The sequence below is a fragment of the Candidatus Aalborgicola defluviihabitans genome (genome assembly GCF_016705985.1).
Lineage (GTDB): Bacteria > Pseudomonadota > Gammaproteobacteria > Burkholderiales > Burkholderiaceae_C > Allorhodoferax > Allorhodoferax defluviihabitans.
In genome coordinates, this window is the sequence record NZ_JADJKN010000002.1 from 344,897 (window position 1) to 360,101 (window position 15,205).

At 60.5% G+C, this 15,205-nt stretch carries 15 protein-coding genes; 2 read left to right on the top strand and 13 right to left on the bottom strand.

All coding sequences use genetic code 11. From position 1 onward, the window contains the following. The 5 genes from IPI80_RS02005 to IPI80_RS02025 all read right to left on the bottom strand — a co-directional run bounded on the left by IPI80_RS02005 (position 1) and on the right by IPI80_RS02025 (position 5,833). Positions 1 to 1,272 carry a M16 family metallopeptidase gene (locus tag IPI80_RS02005; protein ID WP_413856653.1) on the bottom strand — a complete coding sequence of 424 codons (1,272 nt, stop codon included), beginning with the start codon at positions 1,270 to 1,272 and terminating at the stop codon, positions 1 to 3. After that, positions 1,206 to 2,780, bottom strand: a complete 1,575-nt coding sequence (locus tag IPI80_RS02010; RefSeq protein ID WP_413856655.1) for a M16 family metallopeptidase — start codon at positions 2,778 to 2,780, stop codon at positions 1,206 to 1,208. The genes IPI80_RS02005 and IPI80_RS02010 overlap by 67 nt, the downstream gene beginning before the upstream one ends. 120 nt (positions 2,781 to 2,900) lie before the next feature. Then, the gene (locus tag IPI80_RS02015) at positions 2,901 to 4,046 is read right to left on the bottom strand and encodes a JmjC domain-containing protein (protein ID WP_413856657.1); all 1,146 of its coding nucleotides are present in this window, start codon (positions 4,044 to 4,046) and stop codon (positions 2,901 to 2,903) included. Between the two features lie 68 nt (positions 4,047 to 4,114). Further along, positions 4,115 to 5,197, bottom strand: coding sequence for an ABC transporter substrate-binding protein (locus IPI80_RS02020; protein WP_413857572.1), 1,083 nt, complete (start codon positions 5,195 to 5,197; stop codon positions 4,115 to 4,117). A 198-nt stretch (positions 5,198 to 5,395) separates the two neighbouring features. Further along, positions 5,396 to 5,833, bottom strand: coding sequence for a universal stress protein (locus IPI80_RS02025; RefSeq protein WP_413856659.1), 438 nt, complete (start codon positions 5,831 to 5,833; stop codon positions 5,396 to 5,398). 149 nt (positions 5,834 to 5,982) lie between these two features. Here IPI80_RS02025 and IPI80_RS02030 point away from each other — a divergent pair, with 149 nt between their 5' ends. After that, positions 5,983 to 6,684, top strand: a complete 702-nt coding sequence (locus IPI80_RS02030) for a glutathione S-transferase N-terminal domain-containing protein (RefSeq protein WP_413856661.1) — start codon at positions 5,983 to 5,985, stop codon at positions 6,682 to 6,684. Positions 6,685 to 6,764: 80 nt separating this feature from the next. Further along, positions 6,765 to 7,967 (top strand): 3-oxoadipyl-CoA thiolase, encoded by a 1,203-nt coding sequence (pcaF, locus tag IPI80_RS02035; protein ID WP_413856663.1) that lies wholly within the window; start codon positions 6,765 to 6,767, stop codon positions 7,965 to 7,967. Positions 7,968 to 8,022: 55 nt separating this feature from the next. On the opposite strand, the gene IPI80_RS02040 is transcribed toward pcaF, so the two are convergent. From IPI80_RS02040 to IPI80_RS02075, 8 genes are read right to left on the bottom strand one after another with little or no spacing between them, the layout of a single operon-like run. Continuing rightward, positions 8,023 to 8,418 carry a RidA family protein gene (locus IPI80_RS02040; RefSeq protein ID WP_413856665.1) on the bottom strand — a complete coding sequence of 132 codons (396 nt, stop codon included), beginning with the start codon at positions 8,416 to 8,418 and terminating at the stop codon, positions 8,023 to 8,025. Further along, on the bottom strand, positions 8,415 to 8,882 hold the full coding sequence (locus IPI80_RS02045) for an acyl-CoA thioesterase (protein ID WP_413856667.1): 468 nt from the start codon (positions 8,880 to 8,882) through the stop codon (positions 8,415 to 8,417). Before IPI80_RS02045 ends, IPI80_RS02040 begins: the two co-directional genes overlap by 4 nt. 2 nt (positions 8,883 to 8,884) lie before the next feature. Further along, positions 8,885 to 9,595: an ABC transporter ATP-binding protein gene (locus tag IPI80_RS02050; protein WP_413856669.1), complete on the bottom strand. Its 711-nt coding sequence runs from the start codon at positions 9,593 to 9,595 to the stop codon at positions 8,885 to 8,887. Positions 9,596 to 9,607: 12 nt separating this feature from the next. Then, on the bottom strand, positions 9,608 to 10,378 hold the full coding sequence (locus IPI80_RS02055; protein ID WP_413856671.1) for an ABC transporter ATP-binding protein: 771 nt from the start codon (positions 10,376 to 10,378) through the stop codon (positions 9,608 to 9,610). Beyond that, positions 10,371 to 11,360 carry a branched-chain amino acid ABC transporter permease gene (locus IPI80_RS02060; RefSeq protein ID WP_413856673.1) on the bottom strand — a complete coding sequence of 330 codons (990 nt, stop codon included), beginning with the start codon at positions 11,358 to 11,360 and terminating at the stop codon, positions 10,371 to 10,373. The genes IPI80_RS02055 and IPI80_RS02060 overlap by 8 nt, the downstream gene beginning before the upstream one ends. A gap of 18 nt (positions 11,361 to 11,378) precedes the next feature. After that, on the bottom strand, positions 11,379 to 12,299 hold the full coding sequence (locus tag IPI80_RS02065) for a branched-chain amino acid ABC transporter permease (RefSeq protein WP_413856675.1): 921 nt from the start codon (positions 12,297 to 12,299) through the stop codon (positions 11,379 to 11,381). A gap of 28 nt (positions 12,300 to 12,327) precedes the next feature. Further along, positions 12,328 to 13,524, bottom strand: a complete 1,197-nt coding sequence (locus IPI80_RS02070) for an ABC transporter substrate-binding protein (protein ID WP_413856677.1) — start codon at positions 13,522 to 13,524, stop codon at positions 12,328 to 12,330. Positions 13,525 to 13,580: 56 nt separating this feature from the next. Further along, positions 13,581 to 15,191 carry a benzoate-CoA ligase family protein gene (locus IPI80_RS02075; RefSeq protein WP_413856679.1) on the bottom strand — a complete coding sequence of 537 codons (1,611 nt, stop codon included), beginning with the start codon at positions 15,189 to 15,191 and terminating at the stop codon, positions 13,581 to 13,583. Between the last annotated feature and the right edge of the window lie 14 nt (positions 15,192 to 15,205).

The window sequence follows — 15,205 nt, forward strand, 5'->3', positions numbered from 1 at the left end:
TTACTTGGCAGGCGCAGCGTCCTGGCCAAAGGTGCCAGCCTTGATCAACACCATGGACTCAGGTTTAAGGTACTTCTTGATGGTGGCGTTGACCTGTTCCACGCTCAACGCGTCGATCCGGGTTGGAAATTCGTCTAGCCAACTCACGTCATAACCTCGGTTCACCGCGCTCAGCAAGGCACCCGCCATGCCACCCGTAGTCGCCAGGTTGACCTTGAACTCACCAATCAAATTGCTCTTGCGCGCGCTGATCTCCTTGGGTGTGGCACCCGCGTCATACCAGAGCTTGAGCTGCCGCTGGGTGGACGCAATGCCCTTGTCCAGCAAGCCGGGAGCAAAGGTGGCCGCGATGCGCCAGTCACCGTCGTTAAACGTGTCGCCTTGCAGAGCAGAACCCACGCCGTAGGTAAGCCCTTCTTTGTCGCGCACATTGGCCATCAAACGGCCGGTGAAACCACTGCCCAGAATGGCGGTAGCCAGACGCAGGGCCTGGTAATCGGGATCGCTGTAATGCAGGCCACTGGCTTGGCCCAAGACCACGGACACACTGGTCTTGCCTGCCATCACCACGTCCTGGCTGCCCGCCACAGTGGCAGGGGCGCTATGCGCAGCGCGCACGGGCATCTGGCCACCCGTCCAGCCGGCGAACACGCGGCTGATTTCGGCATTGAGCGCGGTTAAGTCCAGATCACCCACCAACACCAATGTCATACCCGCGGGGCCATAGTTGGCTTTGTGAAAAGCCTGCACCTCGTCCAGCGTGGCGGACTCAATAGCCGCCAACATGTCGTCAGGCGCGACATTGCGGTTGGGGTGACCCACCGGATAAATGGCGCGTGTAAAGGCGTCAGCAGCGCGGAAGTCGGTGCTCTCCAGACTGCGCTTGATGGTGCCAGCCATCTGCTTCTTGGCCTTGGCAAACTCTTCCGCTGAGAACGCTGGCGTGCGCAGCTGTTCGGCAATCAGGTCCAGCACCAGGGGCGCATCTTTCTTCAACGAGCGGGCGCTAATGTCCAGCAGATCGGTACCCACGCGAAAATTGATAGCGGCACCGACGCTTTCCAGTTTCTCGGCAATGGCAAACTTGTCCTGTGCCTTGGTTCCCTGGTCCAGCAACATGCCGGTCAAGGTGGGAATGGCTGGGTTGCCCTTGGCACCCAGCGCGCGCCCAGCAGGCAGCGAGGCACGCAGGGTCACCACATCCTTCACGCCAGTGGGGTAAGCGATGACGTCGATGCCAGCAATCTTGCTGCGCCGGGCGTTGGGCGCCATCTTGCTTCCAGCGCGCCGGCGGCGCCGCCACCGGCTTCTTTGGCCGCAGCCAAGGTGGGCTGCATAGCGGCGTTCAGGCGCGGGTCACGGTAGTAGTAGGGGCCGTCCGACAGTGTGTCCTTGAACCCGGCCTTGGCGCTGGCAGCAGGCGCAGCGGCACCGGCCATGGTCGGCACAAACCAGCCCGTGGTGCTGGAGTCTTCTTGCAGGTACTTGTTGGCCACGCGCTGGATATCGGCCACAGTGACTTTCTTGGCCGCTTCGTCCAGGCTGTAGAACAATGTCCAATCACCGGCGGAAATGTATTCGTTGAGGTTGCCGGCAATGCCGAAAGAACCATCGAGCTTGAAGGCCGCATCGGCGGCGGTCTTGGCCACAGCAGCCTTGAGTTCGGCCTCAGTCACGCCGTCTTTCTTCAGACGCTCGATCTCTTGCAGGATGATGGCTTCCACCTCTTCGTGCTTGGCACCAGGCGCCAAGGGAGCGAAGATGATGTTCATGCTGGGATCATGAAAAATGCCCAGCTCACCGTCAACCCCGGTGGACAGGTTCTTGTTGGTAATGGCTTTGTACAGGCGGCTGTTCTTGCCGTCCGTAAGAATGGCATTCATCAGTTGCACAGCGGCAAAGTCCGGGTTCGTGGCGGCAGGCACCTTGTAGGCAACCGCCACTACACCCAACTGCCCCGGCCGCTTGACGATGACCCGGCGTGGGCCATGCTGCTCGGGCTCTTCGGTGTACATCTCCGGAATGGGCTTGGGCGAGTGCGGGTACACGCCAAACGACTTCTTCACCAGTTCCAAGGCCTTGGCGGGCTCAAAGTCACCAATGATGGTCACCGTGGCGTTGTTGGGCCAGTAGAAGGTGTCATAAAACTCACGCAGCTTGCCAATGGACACTTTCTCGATATCACTACGGTGCCCGATGGTGCTGTGGTGGTACGGGTGGGCCACAAAGGCAGCCTGATAAATCTCTTTGTACAGCGCCTGGATGGGCGAATTTTCGCCGCGCTCAAACTCGTTGCGGACCACGGTCATCTCAGGCTTGCGATCTTCCTCGCGCAACAGCAGGTTGCGCATACGGTCGGCTTCCATATCAACCGCTGTGGCCAGGTGCTCGCTACCCATGTTTTCGTAGTAATTGGTGCGGTCCAGCCAGGTGGTGGCGTTGTAGCGGGCGCCGGTGCGCTCCAGCAACTGGTCCACGTTGTTGCCCATCTCGCGGGTGTGGTTCTTGGAGCCCTTGAACATCAGGTGTTCCAGCAAGTGGGTGGAACCCGTGGTGCCAGTTACCTCATTACGCGAACCCACCCGGTAGGTGACCATGAAGGTCAGCGTAGGGCTGGAATGCTCTGGCATGAGCAAAACCTGCAGGCCGTTGGACTGGAGGGTGTATTCGTCAACGCTACCCACGCTTTTGACGTGGGCGTAGCCTTGGACGTTGACCGGTGCTGCGTGTAGCGCCACCGATGCGAGCGCCAGGCCCGCTACAAGGAGAAGTCGTTTCATGGATTTTTGGTAGTCAAAAAAGACAAGCCGCAGACATTAGCACAGGCCCACCCCACTGTGCAGCGGGTAAACCATTGACCCCTATGCCATAACGATTGCGCCCGGCCCCGGGCGGCGGCGTCAGTCTTCGAAGTACCAGTAACCCGCGTTGACCCACTGGACCAGCGCAGCCACAAACACCGGCAACCTGACTGCGGCGCGCAGCTGGGTATGCGTGATGGTGTCGTGGTCGCACAGGGCCTTGACTGCAGCTTGTGCCTTGGCGCCAAAGGCATGGCGCTCACCATCCACATAGCAAACTCCACCGGCCACTGTGGTGTCCAGGTAGAAGCAACGCAGCCCCCCGGTGCGTACCAGCGGCTGCTGCTCCAAAGCGGCCAACACGTCATCGGCGTTCAGGGGCTCATCCAGCGCCTGCAAGTCCAGCTGGCATTTGGTGCGCGACAGGAAGCTGCCGGCAAAGTCGGCCACCAGGGTTTCATCGTCCAAGATGGATTGGAGTTGCGCCTTGATGCGTGCAAAGTCGCTGGCATTGATGTGGCCCTGGTGCGTGTGCACGGGGCGACCCGGGTCGCTGAGCAGTGTGCTGCCGAGGTCTTTGTCGATGACATAGTCCGCCAGGCCACTGAGCATGTCGCAGGCCGACTTGCCCCGAAAACCCACCGAAAAGCTCATGGACGGCTCCAGCGACACGCCGTCGTGAGGAAAGCCCGGTGGAATGTAAAGAATGTCGCCGGGCAGCAGTTCCACGTCGATGATGGCCTCGAACGGGTCCACATGCAGCAAGGCCGCATGCGCAGCAAACTGGCGGTGTGGCCCTGTGTCTCCCACCCGCCACTGGCGCCGCCCAGACCCCTGGCAAATGAACACGTCGTACAAATCAATATGGGGGCCGACACCGCCATCGGGGCGGGAGTAACTGATCATCACGTCATCCAGGCGCCATTTGGGAATGAAGGCAAAAGGCTTGACCAGTTCCGCCACCGCTGGCGACCAGTGGTTGACCGCCTGCACAATCAGCGACCAACCCTTCTTGCCCAGATGGTCATACGACTCGAACGGCCCGGATTCGGCTTGCCACTTGCCGCGCTTCTTGTAGACCAAACGTGAGTCCACCGCCTCTTCACAGGCCAGTCCAGCCAACTCCTCAGGGCTGATCAGATCCTGAAAGCCTTTGAAACCCTGGCGAATGACCACCGGCTTTTGCTGCCAGTAGTGTTGCATGAAGTGTTCGAGCGTGAAGTCGGCAAGCGAGAGTTTGAGCATGAAGCGCACCCATAAAAACGGCCCATGGCGGTCCGGGTTGCCAATGGTAGTGCACTACGGATGTGCGGTCAGCGCAAGAGCTTGCCGGAGCCGCCTATCACGGTGACCTCCACAAAGCGCGAGCCGATGCGGTTGGTGGGCGAGTACTGCACACGCGTTCCACCCAGGTCAAAGTTCTCCATGCTTTCCAGCGCCTTGACCAGCTTGCTGCGCGTTGGTGCGGGGCCGGCTCGCCGCAGACCTTCCACCAGCACTTTGGCGCCCAAAAATTCTTCAAAACTGGTGTAACTGAGGGCCTGGCCGGGTGCGTACTTCTGCATCAGTGCCTGGTATTCACGCACCACCGGTTTGTTGGCACCATAAGGATATGGAACCACTTGGGAGATGCCCAGCCCGTGCACGGCCTTGATGCCGGCGAGTTTGACCAGTTCGGCAGGGTCCACCACCGAGATGTTGTAGAGCTGCGCACCGCCGCCCAACGCGCGGTACTTCGCGGCAAAAGCTGCAGTGGAGCGGTTGACCGAGATCATGATGATGGCCTGCGGATCTGCCGCATGGATCTGCTTGACGGCGTCCTGCACCTCATCGGTATTGCGCTCGTACGAGGCGGCCACCACCAGTTTCATCTTGCGCCGCGCCACTGCGGCCTCGACCCCGGCCAAGCCAGCCTTGCCAAAGGCATCGTTCTGGTACATGACTGCAATGCGGGTCATACCCAGTGTGGCAACCTGGTGGACCATGTGTTCGGTCTCGTCCAGGTAACCAGCGCGCACGTGGAAGATGTAGGGGTTGAACGGCGTGCGCAATGCCTCGCCACCGGTGTAGGGTGCCACCAGCGGCGCGCCGCCACTGTCCAGCACCCCATCGCTCAGCAGCTTGGACACATTGGCGGTGCCCGCATAGCCAAACAGGGCCACCACAGCCGGGTTGGCCAGCACTTCGCGGGTCAGGCGCACCGTCTCATCCACCTTGTAGGCATCATCCACCACGATGTGTTTGATGTGGGCGCCATGAATGCCACCGTTGTCATTGACCCAATCGAAATAGATCTTGCCACCCAGCACCATCTGCTGCCCTGTACTGGCCAATACACCCGACAGCGGAGCAACCTGGGCCACCGCGATGTCGGCGCTGGGCGCCGCCTGGGCCATGCCACAAAGCCCCAGGCACAACGCCAGCATGGCCGATACCGCCCGCGCAGCGGGATAGTTGGAAGAGGTCACGTGCGACTCCTGTTGTGCAAAGATGCGCGAGCATAGGCACGCCGCTGGCCCAACGCTAGTCGTAGTAGTACTTGCTGGGGTTGACCCTTGCGTAGTTCTACGGGGGCTGTGGCCCCGCCATGGGCCTTAATGGATGATGGTCACCAGCACGCTGCACGGCGCCTGGGCAATCAGGGCCTTGGAGACCGAGCTTTTCCACCACCGCGCCGCCCAGCCATCCAGATGCTTGTGGCCAACCACAATCAGGTCGGCTTGAATCTGTTTGGCATATTCAGTGATCTCATCCACCGTGTCGCCAGTCAGCAGTGCACCAGTGGCCGGGAAACCCGCCGTCTTGAGATGCTCCAGGCCTTCGTCCAGCACGGCTTGCATGCCCTGCTTCTCGCGCTCCATCATGCCGCTGTCGTACACACCGCCCTCAGTGGAAACCAACCCAATGTTGATGGGCAGCACAGCGACCAGAGACAATTCGGCATGCGACCACTGAGCCAAATCCTGGCAATCCAGCAATGCCTTTTGGCCGCTTTGCGAGCCGTCGTACGCCAACAAAATTTTCTTGTACATAGTGGCCTCCAAAGTGCTGTAAACGTGCAATATCGCTCCTTCGAGCATAGGCGCTGCAGCGCAGGCTTGCAAGCCCAGGAATCCTCCCTTGCGCCAGAATCCCTGTTGCTGCAAGTCTTTTTGCCCAGCCGTCACAATGACCACACACCATGACACCTCTGACCCACCCCATCACCCAAAAATGGCCTGCCCAGCATCCTGATCGCTTGCAGCTGTACTCGCTGAATACGCCCAATGGTGTGAAGGCATCCATCATGCTGGAGGAAACCGGCCTGCCCTACGAGGCGCACTTGGTCAGTTTTGAGACCAACGACCAGTTCTCCAGCGCGTTTTTATCGCTCAACCCCAATAACAAAATTCCCGCCATCATCGACCCCAACGGCCCCGGTGGTCAGCCGCTGGCGCTGTTTGAGTCGGGTGCCATCCTGCTCTACTTGGCAGAAAAATCGGGACAGTTTTTATCGCAAGATGCCGCGCTCCGCTACGAGACCATCCAGTGGTTGATGTTCCAGATGGGTGGCATCGGCCCCATGTTTGGTCAGCTCGGGTTTTTCAACAAATTTGCCGGCAAAGACTATGAGGACAAACGCCCGCGCGACCGCTACGCGGCCGAAGCGCGCCGCTTGCTGGCCGTACTCAACCAGCGGCTGGAAGGGCGCACCTGGATCATGGGTGATGACTACACCATTGCCGACATTGCCATATTCCCCTGGGTGCGCAATCTGATTGGCTACTACGAAGCGGGCGATCTGGTCGGCATTGCAAACTTTCCTCATGTGACGCGGGCGCTGGCCACCTTTGTGGAACGCCCTGCCGTGGTACGCGGGCTGGAGATACCGTCGCAGCCCTAAAACACTGTACTGAATCGCCACCAAAAGGGCGTGGGCTATAAACAGGGGTTTGTACTAACCACTTCTTGAAGGCCCCCGCCATGCTCCACGCTTATATCTGTGATGCCATCCGAACCCCTTTTGGCCGCTACGGCGGCGCGCTATCGAGTGTGCGCACCGACGACCTGGCCGCCATTCCGCTCAAGGCCCTGATGGCGCGCAACGCGCAAGTGGACTGGGCCAGCGTGACCGATGTGCTGTACGGCTGCGCCAACCAGGCCGGCGAAGACAACCGCAACGTGGCCCACATGGCATCACTCTTGGCTGGGCTGCCGGTGGACGTGCCCGGCGGCACCATCAACCGGCTGTGCGGCTCGGGCCTGGATGCGGTGGGCACGGCCGCACGCGCCATCAAGGCCGGCGAAGCCACTTTGATGATTGCCGGCGGCGTAGAGAGCATGAGCCGCGCGCCCTTTGTCATGCCCAAGATGGACAGCGCCTTTGGCCGCAACAACGCGGTGTATGACACCACCATTGGCTGGCGCTTCATCAACAAACTGATGAAAGCGCAGTACGGCGTAGACAGCATGCCCGAGACGGCAGAAAACGTGGCTGTCGAATACAAAATTGAGCGCGAAGCCCAAGACCGCATGGCATTTAACAGCCAGATGCGGGCCGTGGCCGCACAGCAGGCCGGCCACCTGGCGCGCGAAATTTGCCCGGTGAGCATTCCGCAGAAGAAGGGCGACGCCCTGATCGTGGACCAGGACGAACACCCCCGCGCCACCAGCCTGGAGACCCTGGCCAAGCTCAAGCCCATCGTGCATCCCAACGGCAGCGTGACGGCCGGCAATGCCAGCGGCGTGAACGACGGCGCCTGCGCCCTGCTGCTGGCCGATGAGGCCACGGCGGCCAAGAACGGCCTCACACCCCGGGCCCGCGTGGTGGGCATGGCAACCGTCGGGGTGGCGCCGCGCATCATGGGCATGGGCCCGGCACCGGCCACGCTGAAGGTGCTGGCGCTGACCGGCCTGTCACTGAACCAAATCGACGTGATTGAGCTGAACGAAGCCTTTGCGGCCCAGGGCCTTGCGGTGCTGCGCCAGCTGGGCCTGGCCGATGACGATGCCCGCGTTAACGCCTGGGGCGGCGCCATTGCACTGGGGCATCCGCTGGGAGCATCGGGAGCGCGCCTGGCCACCACCGCCATCAACCGCCTGCACACCACCGGTGGGCGCTACGCCCTGTGCACCATGTGCATTGGCGTGGGCCAGGGTATTGCGCTGGTGCTGGAGCGGGTTTAGCTCCTTCAAGGGTAAAACCGCTTAGGACCACATCCTACGCGCGCGAGGGGACCGATTAATCTGGAATCACCGCGGTGACCTCAATCTCGACCTTCGCACGGTCTTCGATCAGCGCGCTGACTTGTACTGCCGTCATTGCGGCGTTGAAGCTGCCAATAATTTCGCGAAACGCCTTTCCGATTTCGGGATAGGCCGCGACGTACTCGCGCTTGTCGGTCACATACCAAGTCATGCGGGTGATGTGCTCTGGCTTGGCGCCGCCTTCGCGCAGCACCGCCACAACGTTGATCAGCGCCTGGCGCACCTGACCGGCCAAGTCATCGGTGTGGAATATGCATTGGGCATCCCAGCCAATCATGCCCGCCACAAAAATGGTCTGGCCACGCGCCAACACCCCGTTGGAATAGCCACGCGGTGGCACCCAGTGAGCAGGTTGCAGAATTTTGGTCATGGTGTTTCTCCTGAAAGCATTTGCCAGCGTGCGACGCCCTCGTGCACATCCTGGGGAATATCGATGGCACCGTCATGGGCCAACGACGTGGTCACGATGACGACCTGTGCAGTCCAACGCACGGTGTCATTGTTGTTGTTTGCACCGATGCAGCGCACCTGCAAGGTGAGTGAGCGGCGCCCTTTGCGGGCCAATCGGAGCTGCAGCGCGATGGTTTCCCCCATGCGGCTGGGCGCCTTGAATTCAGCCTGCATCGAGACCGTGGGCAGGCCGATGCGACGCGCACCGAGCAAGTTGGCATAGTTCACGCCCAAGCATTGGGTAAACCAATCTTCCACCAGCCCATTGAGCATGACGAAATATTGTGGGTAGAACACCATACCCGCAGGGTCGCAGTCCGAGAAGCGCACCAAGCGCTGCACGCTGAACACTGCATCAGAGGAAGAAATTGAAGGCTCGCTCATAGTCAAACTCCGATATAACGGTGCCAGAGTTCGGGCTGCGCGCCCAACTCTTCAGAGCTGCCGCTCCAAACCACCTTGCCGCGTTCGACGATGGTGTGGTGTTCCGCCAGTTGCACCAGCTTTTGCACGTACTTGTCGATCACCAGAATGCTTTGCCCAGCACTTTTCAGCGTCCGCAGGCAATGCCAAATGTCTTCGCGAATCAGCGGCGCCAGGCCTTCTGTGGCCTCGTCCAAGATCAGCAAATGCGGATTGGTCATCAGCGCGCGACCCACTGCCAGCATTTGCTGCTCGCCGCCCGAGAGCTGGTTGCCCATGTTGCGCGCGCGCTCTTTGAGTCGCGGAAACAGGTGGTAAACCCGCTCCAGCGTCCAAGGCTGGTCGCTGCGACTGCGGTTGCTGGCGAAGGCCAACAGGTTTTCTTGCACCGACAGCGTCGCAAAAATCTGACGCCCCTCTGGCACCACGGCCATGCCCATGCGGGCAATGCGATCAGCCGGCAGTTGGTCAATACGCTCGCCCAAAAAACGAACCGAGCCACCGCGCGCCCGCGTCAGCCCCAAGATTGAGCGTATGGTCGTGGTCTTGCCCATGCCATTGCGGCCCAACAGCGTTGCGACCTGCCCGGCGCGTATTGAAAAACCCACGCCAAACAGAATTTGGCTGCTGCCATAGGCGGTCTGCAGATCATCAACTTCTAACAAGGTTTCCACGCGTGGCTCCTGTCAATGCGCCGCTGCGGGCAAGATGGCTTCGTCGCCCAAGTAGGCGCGCCGCACATCGGGGTTGTCTTTGATTTGCTGCGCGGTGCCGCTGGCAATGACCTTGCCAAACACCAGCGTAGAGATGGTGTCGGCCAGCCGGAAGACGGCATCCATATCGTGCTCCACCAGCAAAATGGTGGTGTCGCCGCGCAGGCCTTGCAGCAGCGCGACCATGTTTTCGGATTCGTCAGGCCCCATGCCAGCCATGGGTTCGTCCAGCAGCAGCAGTTTGGGGCGCACCGCCAACGCCAAGCCTAACTCCAGCTGGCGTTGCTGACCATGCGAGAGCGCACCCGCCAGCACATTCAACTGCGTCCCCAGGCCAACTCTGTCAGCGACGACTGCCGCTTGCGCGTAGCGATCGCCTTCCGCGCGCGCGCGGCGCCAGAAGCGCATGCTGCTACCGCTGCGCGCTTGTACCGACAGCGCAAGGTTATCCAACACCGAGAGCTTCTGAAAAATACTGGTGATTTGGTAGGAGCGCACCAGCCCCCGCAGGGCGCGCTGGTGCATGGGCATGTGCGTGATGTCTTCACCGCAAAAGTGCACCGCACCTGAGTCAGGTTGCAGCGCTCCCGAAATTTGGTGAATGAGCGTCGTTTTACCCGCGCCGTTGGGGCCAATCAACGCATGAATACGGCCCTTTTCGACGCTCAGCTGCGCATGGTCGGTGGCAGTGAGCCCGCCAAAGCGCTTGACCAGTTGGTCTACCTGCAACACGATCTCAGACATGGCGACCTCCCCGTGCGCGCTTGAACAAGCTGGCCAAGCCATTGGGCGCAACCAGCACCACCAACAACAGCACAGCGCCCAGGCCAAGCTGCCAATGGATGGTGTAGGTGCTCAGCAACTCTTCCATCAGCAAGAAGAACACCGCACCCATCAGCCCGCCATAGAGGTAGCCCACACCACCCAGAATCACCATGATCATGAGCATGCCGGACTGGCTCCACTGCATGAGCGAGGGGCTGACAAAACCACCCAGGTTGGCCAACAGCGCGCCCGCCAGACCCGCCAGCGCACCAGCCAGCGTAAAGGCGACGAGCTTGTAACGGTAGACCGGGTAGCCAATGGCCGACATTCGGACTTCGTTTTCACGAATGGCTTGCAACACATGGCCGAAGCGTGCATTCAGCAAGCGCGCCATGCCCAGTACCGACAGCGTCACAATAGCGAGCGTGGCGTAATAGAAATCGCGTTCGCGTGCCAAGTCCAGCCCCGGCGCCAGCACCGAGCGCCCGGCCATGCTCAAGCCGTCCTCACCGCCGTAGGTTTTGAGCGACACGGCCAAAAAGTACAGCATTTGCGCGAAAGCCAGCGTGATCATGATGAAGTAAACGCCCTGGGTGCGCAGGCTGATGGCGCCCACAATCAAGGCACCCAAGCCCGCTACGCCCATGGCCAGCGGCCAGACAATCCAGGCGCTGGTGAGACCCTCTTGCATGGCAATGGCCACGGTGTAGGCGCCTAGGCCAACAAACGCTGCATGGCCAAAGCTGAGCATGCCGCCATAGCCCAAGATCAGATTCAAGCTGGACGCAGCCAGCGCAAAAATCAGGATACGGCTGGCCAGCGAGACATAGAACTCCCCGCCGTTGGTCCCCATCAACAAGGGGAAGGCGACGAGCGCCAACAAGAGCACTGCGGCCCACCGCGCGTGCAACGGGTGGTCCAGCAGGCTGGGGGCGGCAGAGGTAGAGATAGCGGGCTTCATGTGCGGTGCAAAATTCGTTCAGCCCTGGGGTGGAAACAGGCCACGCGGTTTAAAAAACAGCACAGTCGCCATCAGCAAGTAAATGAGGATAGACGCCACAGCGGGCGCTGCATTGGCGGCAGCCTCGGGCGACATCAATTTGGAAAACACCATGGGCATAAAGGTGCGGCCTGCGGTATCGATAACACCGACGATCAACGCGCCCAAAAAGGCACCACGGATGGAACCAATGCCGCCAATCACAATGACCACGAAGGCGACGATAAGAATGCTCTCGCCCATGCCCACCTGCACGGCCAGCATGGGGCCCAACATGCCACCAGCCAAGCCGCACAGGGCGGCGCCAAGTGCAAAGATGCCGGTAAACAAGCGTGACACGTTAACGCCCATGGCCATGGCCATTTCGCGGTTCGCCGCGCCTGCGCGCACCTGCATCCCAATCCGGGTGCGGGTTATCAATAAGTACATCAACAAGGCCACCAGCAAGCCCACGCCGATGATGAACAGGCTGAAAGAGGAATAGGAAAAACCTTCGAGCAACTGCACCGGGCCTGACAGGCTCTGGGGCGTGCTCAACGCCACAGGCTGGTCACCCCAGATCAGGCGCACGCCCTCGTTGCACATCAGCAAAATCGCAAAGGTGCCCAGCACCTGCGAGAGGTGATCCCGCTGGTAGAAGCGGCGCAGCAGCGTGAATTCCAGTATGGCACCGAAGAGCGCGGCACCCAGAATGCCGCCCCCCAGCCCCAGCCAGTAACTCCCAGTCACTTGCGTCACCGTGGCAATCAGGAAAGCCCCCACCATGTACAGCGAGCCGTGGGCGAGGTTGATCATGTCCATAACGCCGAACACCAGCGTGAGGCCAGCGGCCAGCAGGAACAACATCAACCCGTATTGCAGGCCGTTAAGGGCCTGCTCCAGCAGCAGGATTCCATCCATGAAGGGGTCCAGAAGGCAGTAAGACCGATTACCCAGGCATCTTGCAGCTGCCCACGTAGGCGTCTGCATGGTTTTTCAACACGGGCGTAGCAAGGAGGCGGTTGGTAATGCGGCCCTTGGCGTCCTTGGTGATGACGCGTGCGTAGTAGTCCTGTATCGGGAAGTGGTTGGTGTTGAACTTGAAATTGCCACGCACCGAATTGAACTTGGCCGCTTCCAGCGCCTTGCGCACAGCGGCCTTGTCATCGAGCTTGCCTTTGCTGTCGCGCACGGCGGCATCCATCAGCTGCGCAGCGTCGTAGCCTTGGGCTGCGTACAGCGTAGGCAGGCGTCCATACTCTTTCTCAAAGGCAGCAACAAACTTCTTGTTGGCTGCGTTGTCCATGTCATGGCCCCACTGGCTGGTGTTGAACATACCCAGCATGGATTCACCCACGGCACGGATCACGTCTTCGTCGCCCGAGAAACCAGGGCCAAACAGCGTGATGTCTTTGGGCAAACCTGCCGCCACAAACTGCTTGATGAAGTTGATGCCCATGCCACCGGGCAGGAAGATGTAAACCGCATCCGGCTTGCTGGCGCGCAGTTGCGCAATTTCAACGCTGAAATTGAGCTGGTTCAGCGTGGGCAAGGATTCGGAAGTGACTTCCCCTTTGTAGTAGCGCTTGAAACCAGTCAGGGCGTCTTTGCCCGCCGGGTAATTCGGGGCGATGAGCGCGACGCGCTTGAAGCCCTTGCTCTGCACGACTTGGCCTGCAGCTTCGTGCATATTGTCGTTTTGGTACGAGGCGCTAAAGAAGTACGGGTTGCACTGCTCGCCTGCGTACTGCGATGGGCCCGCATTGGCACTGATGTAGAAGGTGTGTGATGCAAAAGTAGGCGCACCCACAGCCAGCATCACGTTAGAGAACACGATGCCGGTCATGAAGTCAACCTTGTCGCGCTTGACCAAGCGGTCTGCGGTCTGGCGTCCCACATCGGGGCTGGCCTGGTCGTCTGCCACGATCACTTCGGCAGCACGGCCACCCAGTTTGTTGCCTTGGAGCTTCATGGCCAGCTGGAAACCATCACGAATATCCACACCCAGCCCGGCACCGGGGCCCGACAGGGTACTGAGCAGACCGACCCGCACCGGTTCGCTGGACTGCGCATAGGCAGCCAAAGCGGCACAGGCGGCACCAGCTACCAGGGTCGTGCGCAGGGTGCGCTGAAAACTTGCAATCATGGGGACTTTCCTTTCGGGGTTAATGACGAACATCTTACGGGGAGCTAACTCTCAATTCACTCAAGGTTCCGCAGTCGATATCGCTGCAGTTTGCCGGTTTGGGTGCGCGGGAGTTTGTCCAGAAACTCCACCGCACGCGGGTACTTGTAGGGGGCCACTGTCTTCTTCACAAAGTCTTGCAACTGCTGGGCCATGTCGGCATCGGCGGTGTGGCCAGCGCGCAGCACCACATAGGCTTTGACGATCTGGCCGCGCTCTTCGTCGGGCACACCAATCACGGCACACTCGGCCACCGCCGGGTGCTGCAACACGGCCTCTTCTACCTCGGGCGATGCGATGTTGTAACCCGACGAAACAATCATGTCGTCGGTGCGTGCCTGGTAAAAAAAGTAACCATCCGCATCCATCAGATACGCGTCGCCGGTCAGATTCCAGCCGTTCTGTACATAGGCTCTCTGGCGCACGTCATTGAGGTAGCGGCAACCCGTAGGCCCACGCACTGCCAGCTTGCCAACGGTGCCCACCGGCACCGGGTTGCCAGCGTCGTCCACCACACGGGCCTGGTAGCCGGGCACCACCTTGCCGGTGGCGCCGGCGCGCGCGTTATGTTCGTCGGCAGAAATGAAAATGTGCAACATCTCGGTCGAACCAATACCGTCGATGAGCTCAATGCCCGTTGCCTCGCGCCACAACTGACGCGTGCTGGCAGGCAAGACCTCGCCGGCAGACACGCATTTGCGCAATTTGGTGGCGCGCAACTCGGCACCGCGCGCAGCCAAGGTGCGGTAGGAGGTGGGCGCGGTAAACACCACGGTCGCGCCATAATCCCGAATACCGTCTAGCAACTGCGGCGGGCCGGCCTTCTCCAACAGCACCATCGAGGCGCCAATGGACATGGGGAACAGCACCTCCCCGCCCAGCCCAAAGGTAAAGGCCAGCGGCGGGCTACCAATAAATACATCGTCTGCATTCGCCTTGAGGACGGAGCGCGGCCAGCAGGCGCAGATTGCCATCACATCACGGTGGAAGTGCATGGTCGCCTTGGGCACCCCGGTGGTACCGCTGGTGAAGGCAATCAGGCAGGTATCGTCCAGCGCAGTGTCGACGTTGTCGAACGTGCCAACACGAGCCAACATGGCAGCATCCAAGCTGTCGGGGGCGGCGCTATTGAAGTAGCGAATTTGGTGCAGCCGCACAGAGGCTGTGGCTGCTTCCTGCATGGCCTCGGTGAGACTGGCGTCGCACAGGGCATGGCTAATTTGACCAATCTCCAAAATGGCCTTGAGCTCTTTAGCACGCAGCAAAGGCATAGTCGCCACCACAATGCCACCGGCTTTCACAATGCCAAACCAGCAGGCCACCATCATGGGCGTGTTGGGCGCATGCAGCAGCACACGGTTGCCCGGCACCAGCCCCATCTCGTTAACCAACACGTTGGCAATCTGGTTGGCACGCTCCCACAGGTCACCGTAGGTCCAGCGGTCTTTGGGCCCCTGTACGCACAGGCGATCACCACGTCCCTCGCGCACATGGCGGTCCAGCAACTCGGTTGCGCAGTTCAGTTGCGCGGGAAACTGCAATTCGGGCAGGTCAAACAAAAAGTCGGGCTGCTGCGCGGGTGGCGGCAAATTGTCGCGGGCGAAGGTGTCAATGTGGGCGGTAGGCATGGTGGTTTTCCTGA

Excerpts from the sequence above, each read along its gene's own strand:
- IPI80_RS02075 (WP_413856679.1), bottom strand. The coding sequence starts at position 15,191 with ATGCCTACCGCCCACATTGACACCTTCGCCCGCGACAATTTGCCGCCA.
- IPI80_RS02025 (WP_413856659.1), bottom strand. The coding sequence starts at position 5,833 with ATGTACAAGAAAATTTTGTTGGCGTACGACGGCTCGCAAAGCGGCCAA.
- pcaF (WP_413856663.1), top strand. The coding sequence starts at position 6,765 with ATGCTCCACGCTTATATCTGTGATGCCATCCGAACCCCTTTTGGCCGC.
- IPI80_RS02010 (WP_413856655.1), bottom strand. The coding sequence starts at position 2,780 with ATGAAACGACTTCTCCTTGTAGCGGGCCTGGCGCTCGCATCGGTGGCG.
- IPI80_RS02055 (WP_413856671.1), bottom strand. The coding sequence starts at position 10,378 with ATGTCTGAGATCGTGTTGCAGGTAGACCAACTGGTCAAGCGCTTTGGC.
- IPI80_RS02020 (WP_413857572.1), bottom strand. The coding sequence starts at position 5,197 with ATGGCCCAGGCGGCGCCCAGCGCCGACATCGCGGTGGCCCAGGTTGCT.
- IPI80_RS02070 (WP_413856677.1), bottom strand. The coding sequence starts at position 13,524 with ATGATTGCAAGTTTTCAGCGCACCCTGCGCACGACCCTGGTAGCTGGT.
- IPI80_RS02005 (WP_413856653.1), bottom strand. The coding sequence starts at position 1,272 with ATGGCGCCCAACGCCCGGCGCAGCAAGATTGCTGGCATCGACGTCATC.
- IPI80_RS02045 (WP_413856667.1), bottom strand. The coding sequence starts at position 8,882 with ATGAGCGAGCCTTCAATTTCTTCCTCTGATGCAGTGTTCAGCGTGCAG.
- IPI80_RS02060 (WP_413856673.1), bottom strand. The coding sequence starts at position 11,360 with ATGAAGCCCGCTATCTCTACCTCTGCCGCCCCCAGCCTGCTGGACCAC.
- IPI80_RS02040 (WP_413856665.1), bottom strand. The coding sequence starts at position 8,418 with ATGACCAAAATTCTGCAACCTGCTCACTGGGTGCCACCGCGTGGCTAT.
- IPI80_RS02015 (WP_413856657.1), bottom strand. The coding sequence starts at position 4,046 with ATGCTCAAACTCTCGCTTGCCGACTTCACGCTCGAACACTTCATGCAA.
- IPI80_RS02030 (WP_413856661.1), top strand. The coding sequence starts at position 5,983 with ATGACACCTCTGACCCACCCCATCACCCAAAAATGGCCTGCCCAGCAT.
- IPI80_RS02065 (WP_413856675.1), bottom strand. The coding sequence starts at position 12,299 with ATGGATGGAATCCTGCTGCTGGAGCAGGCCCTTAACGGCCTGCAATAC.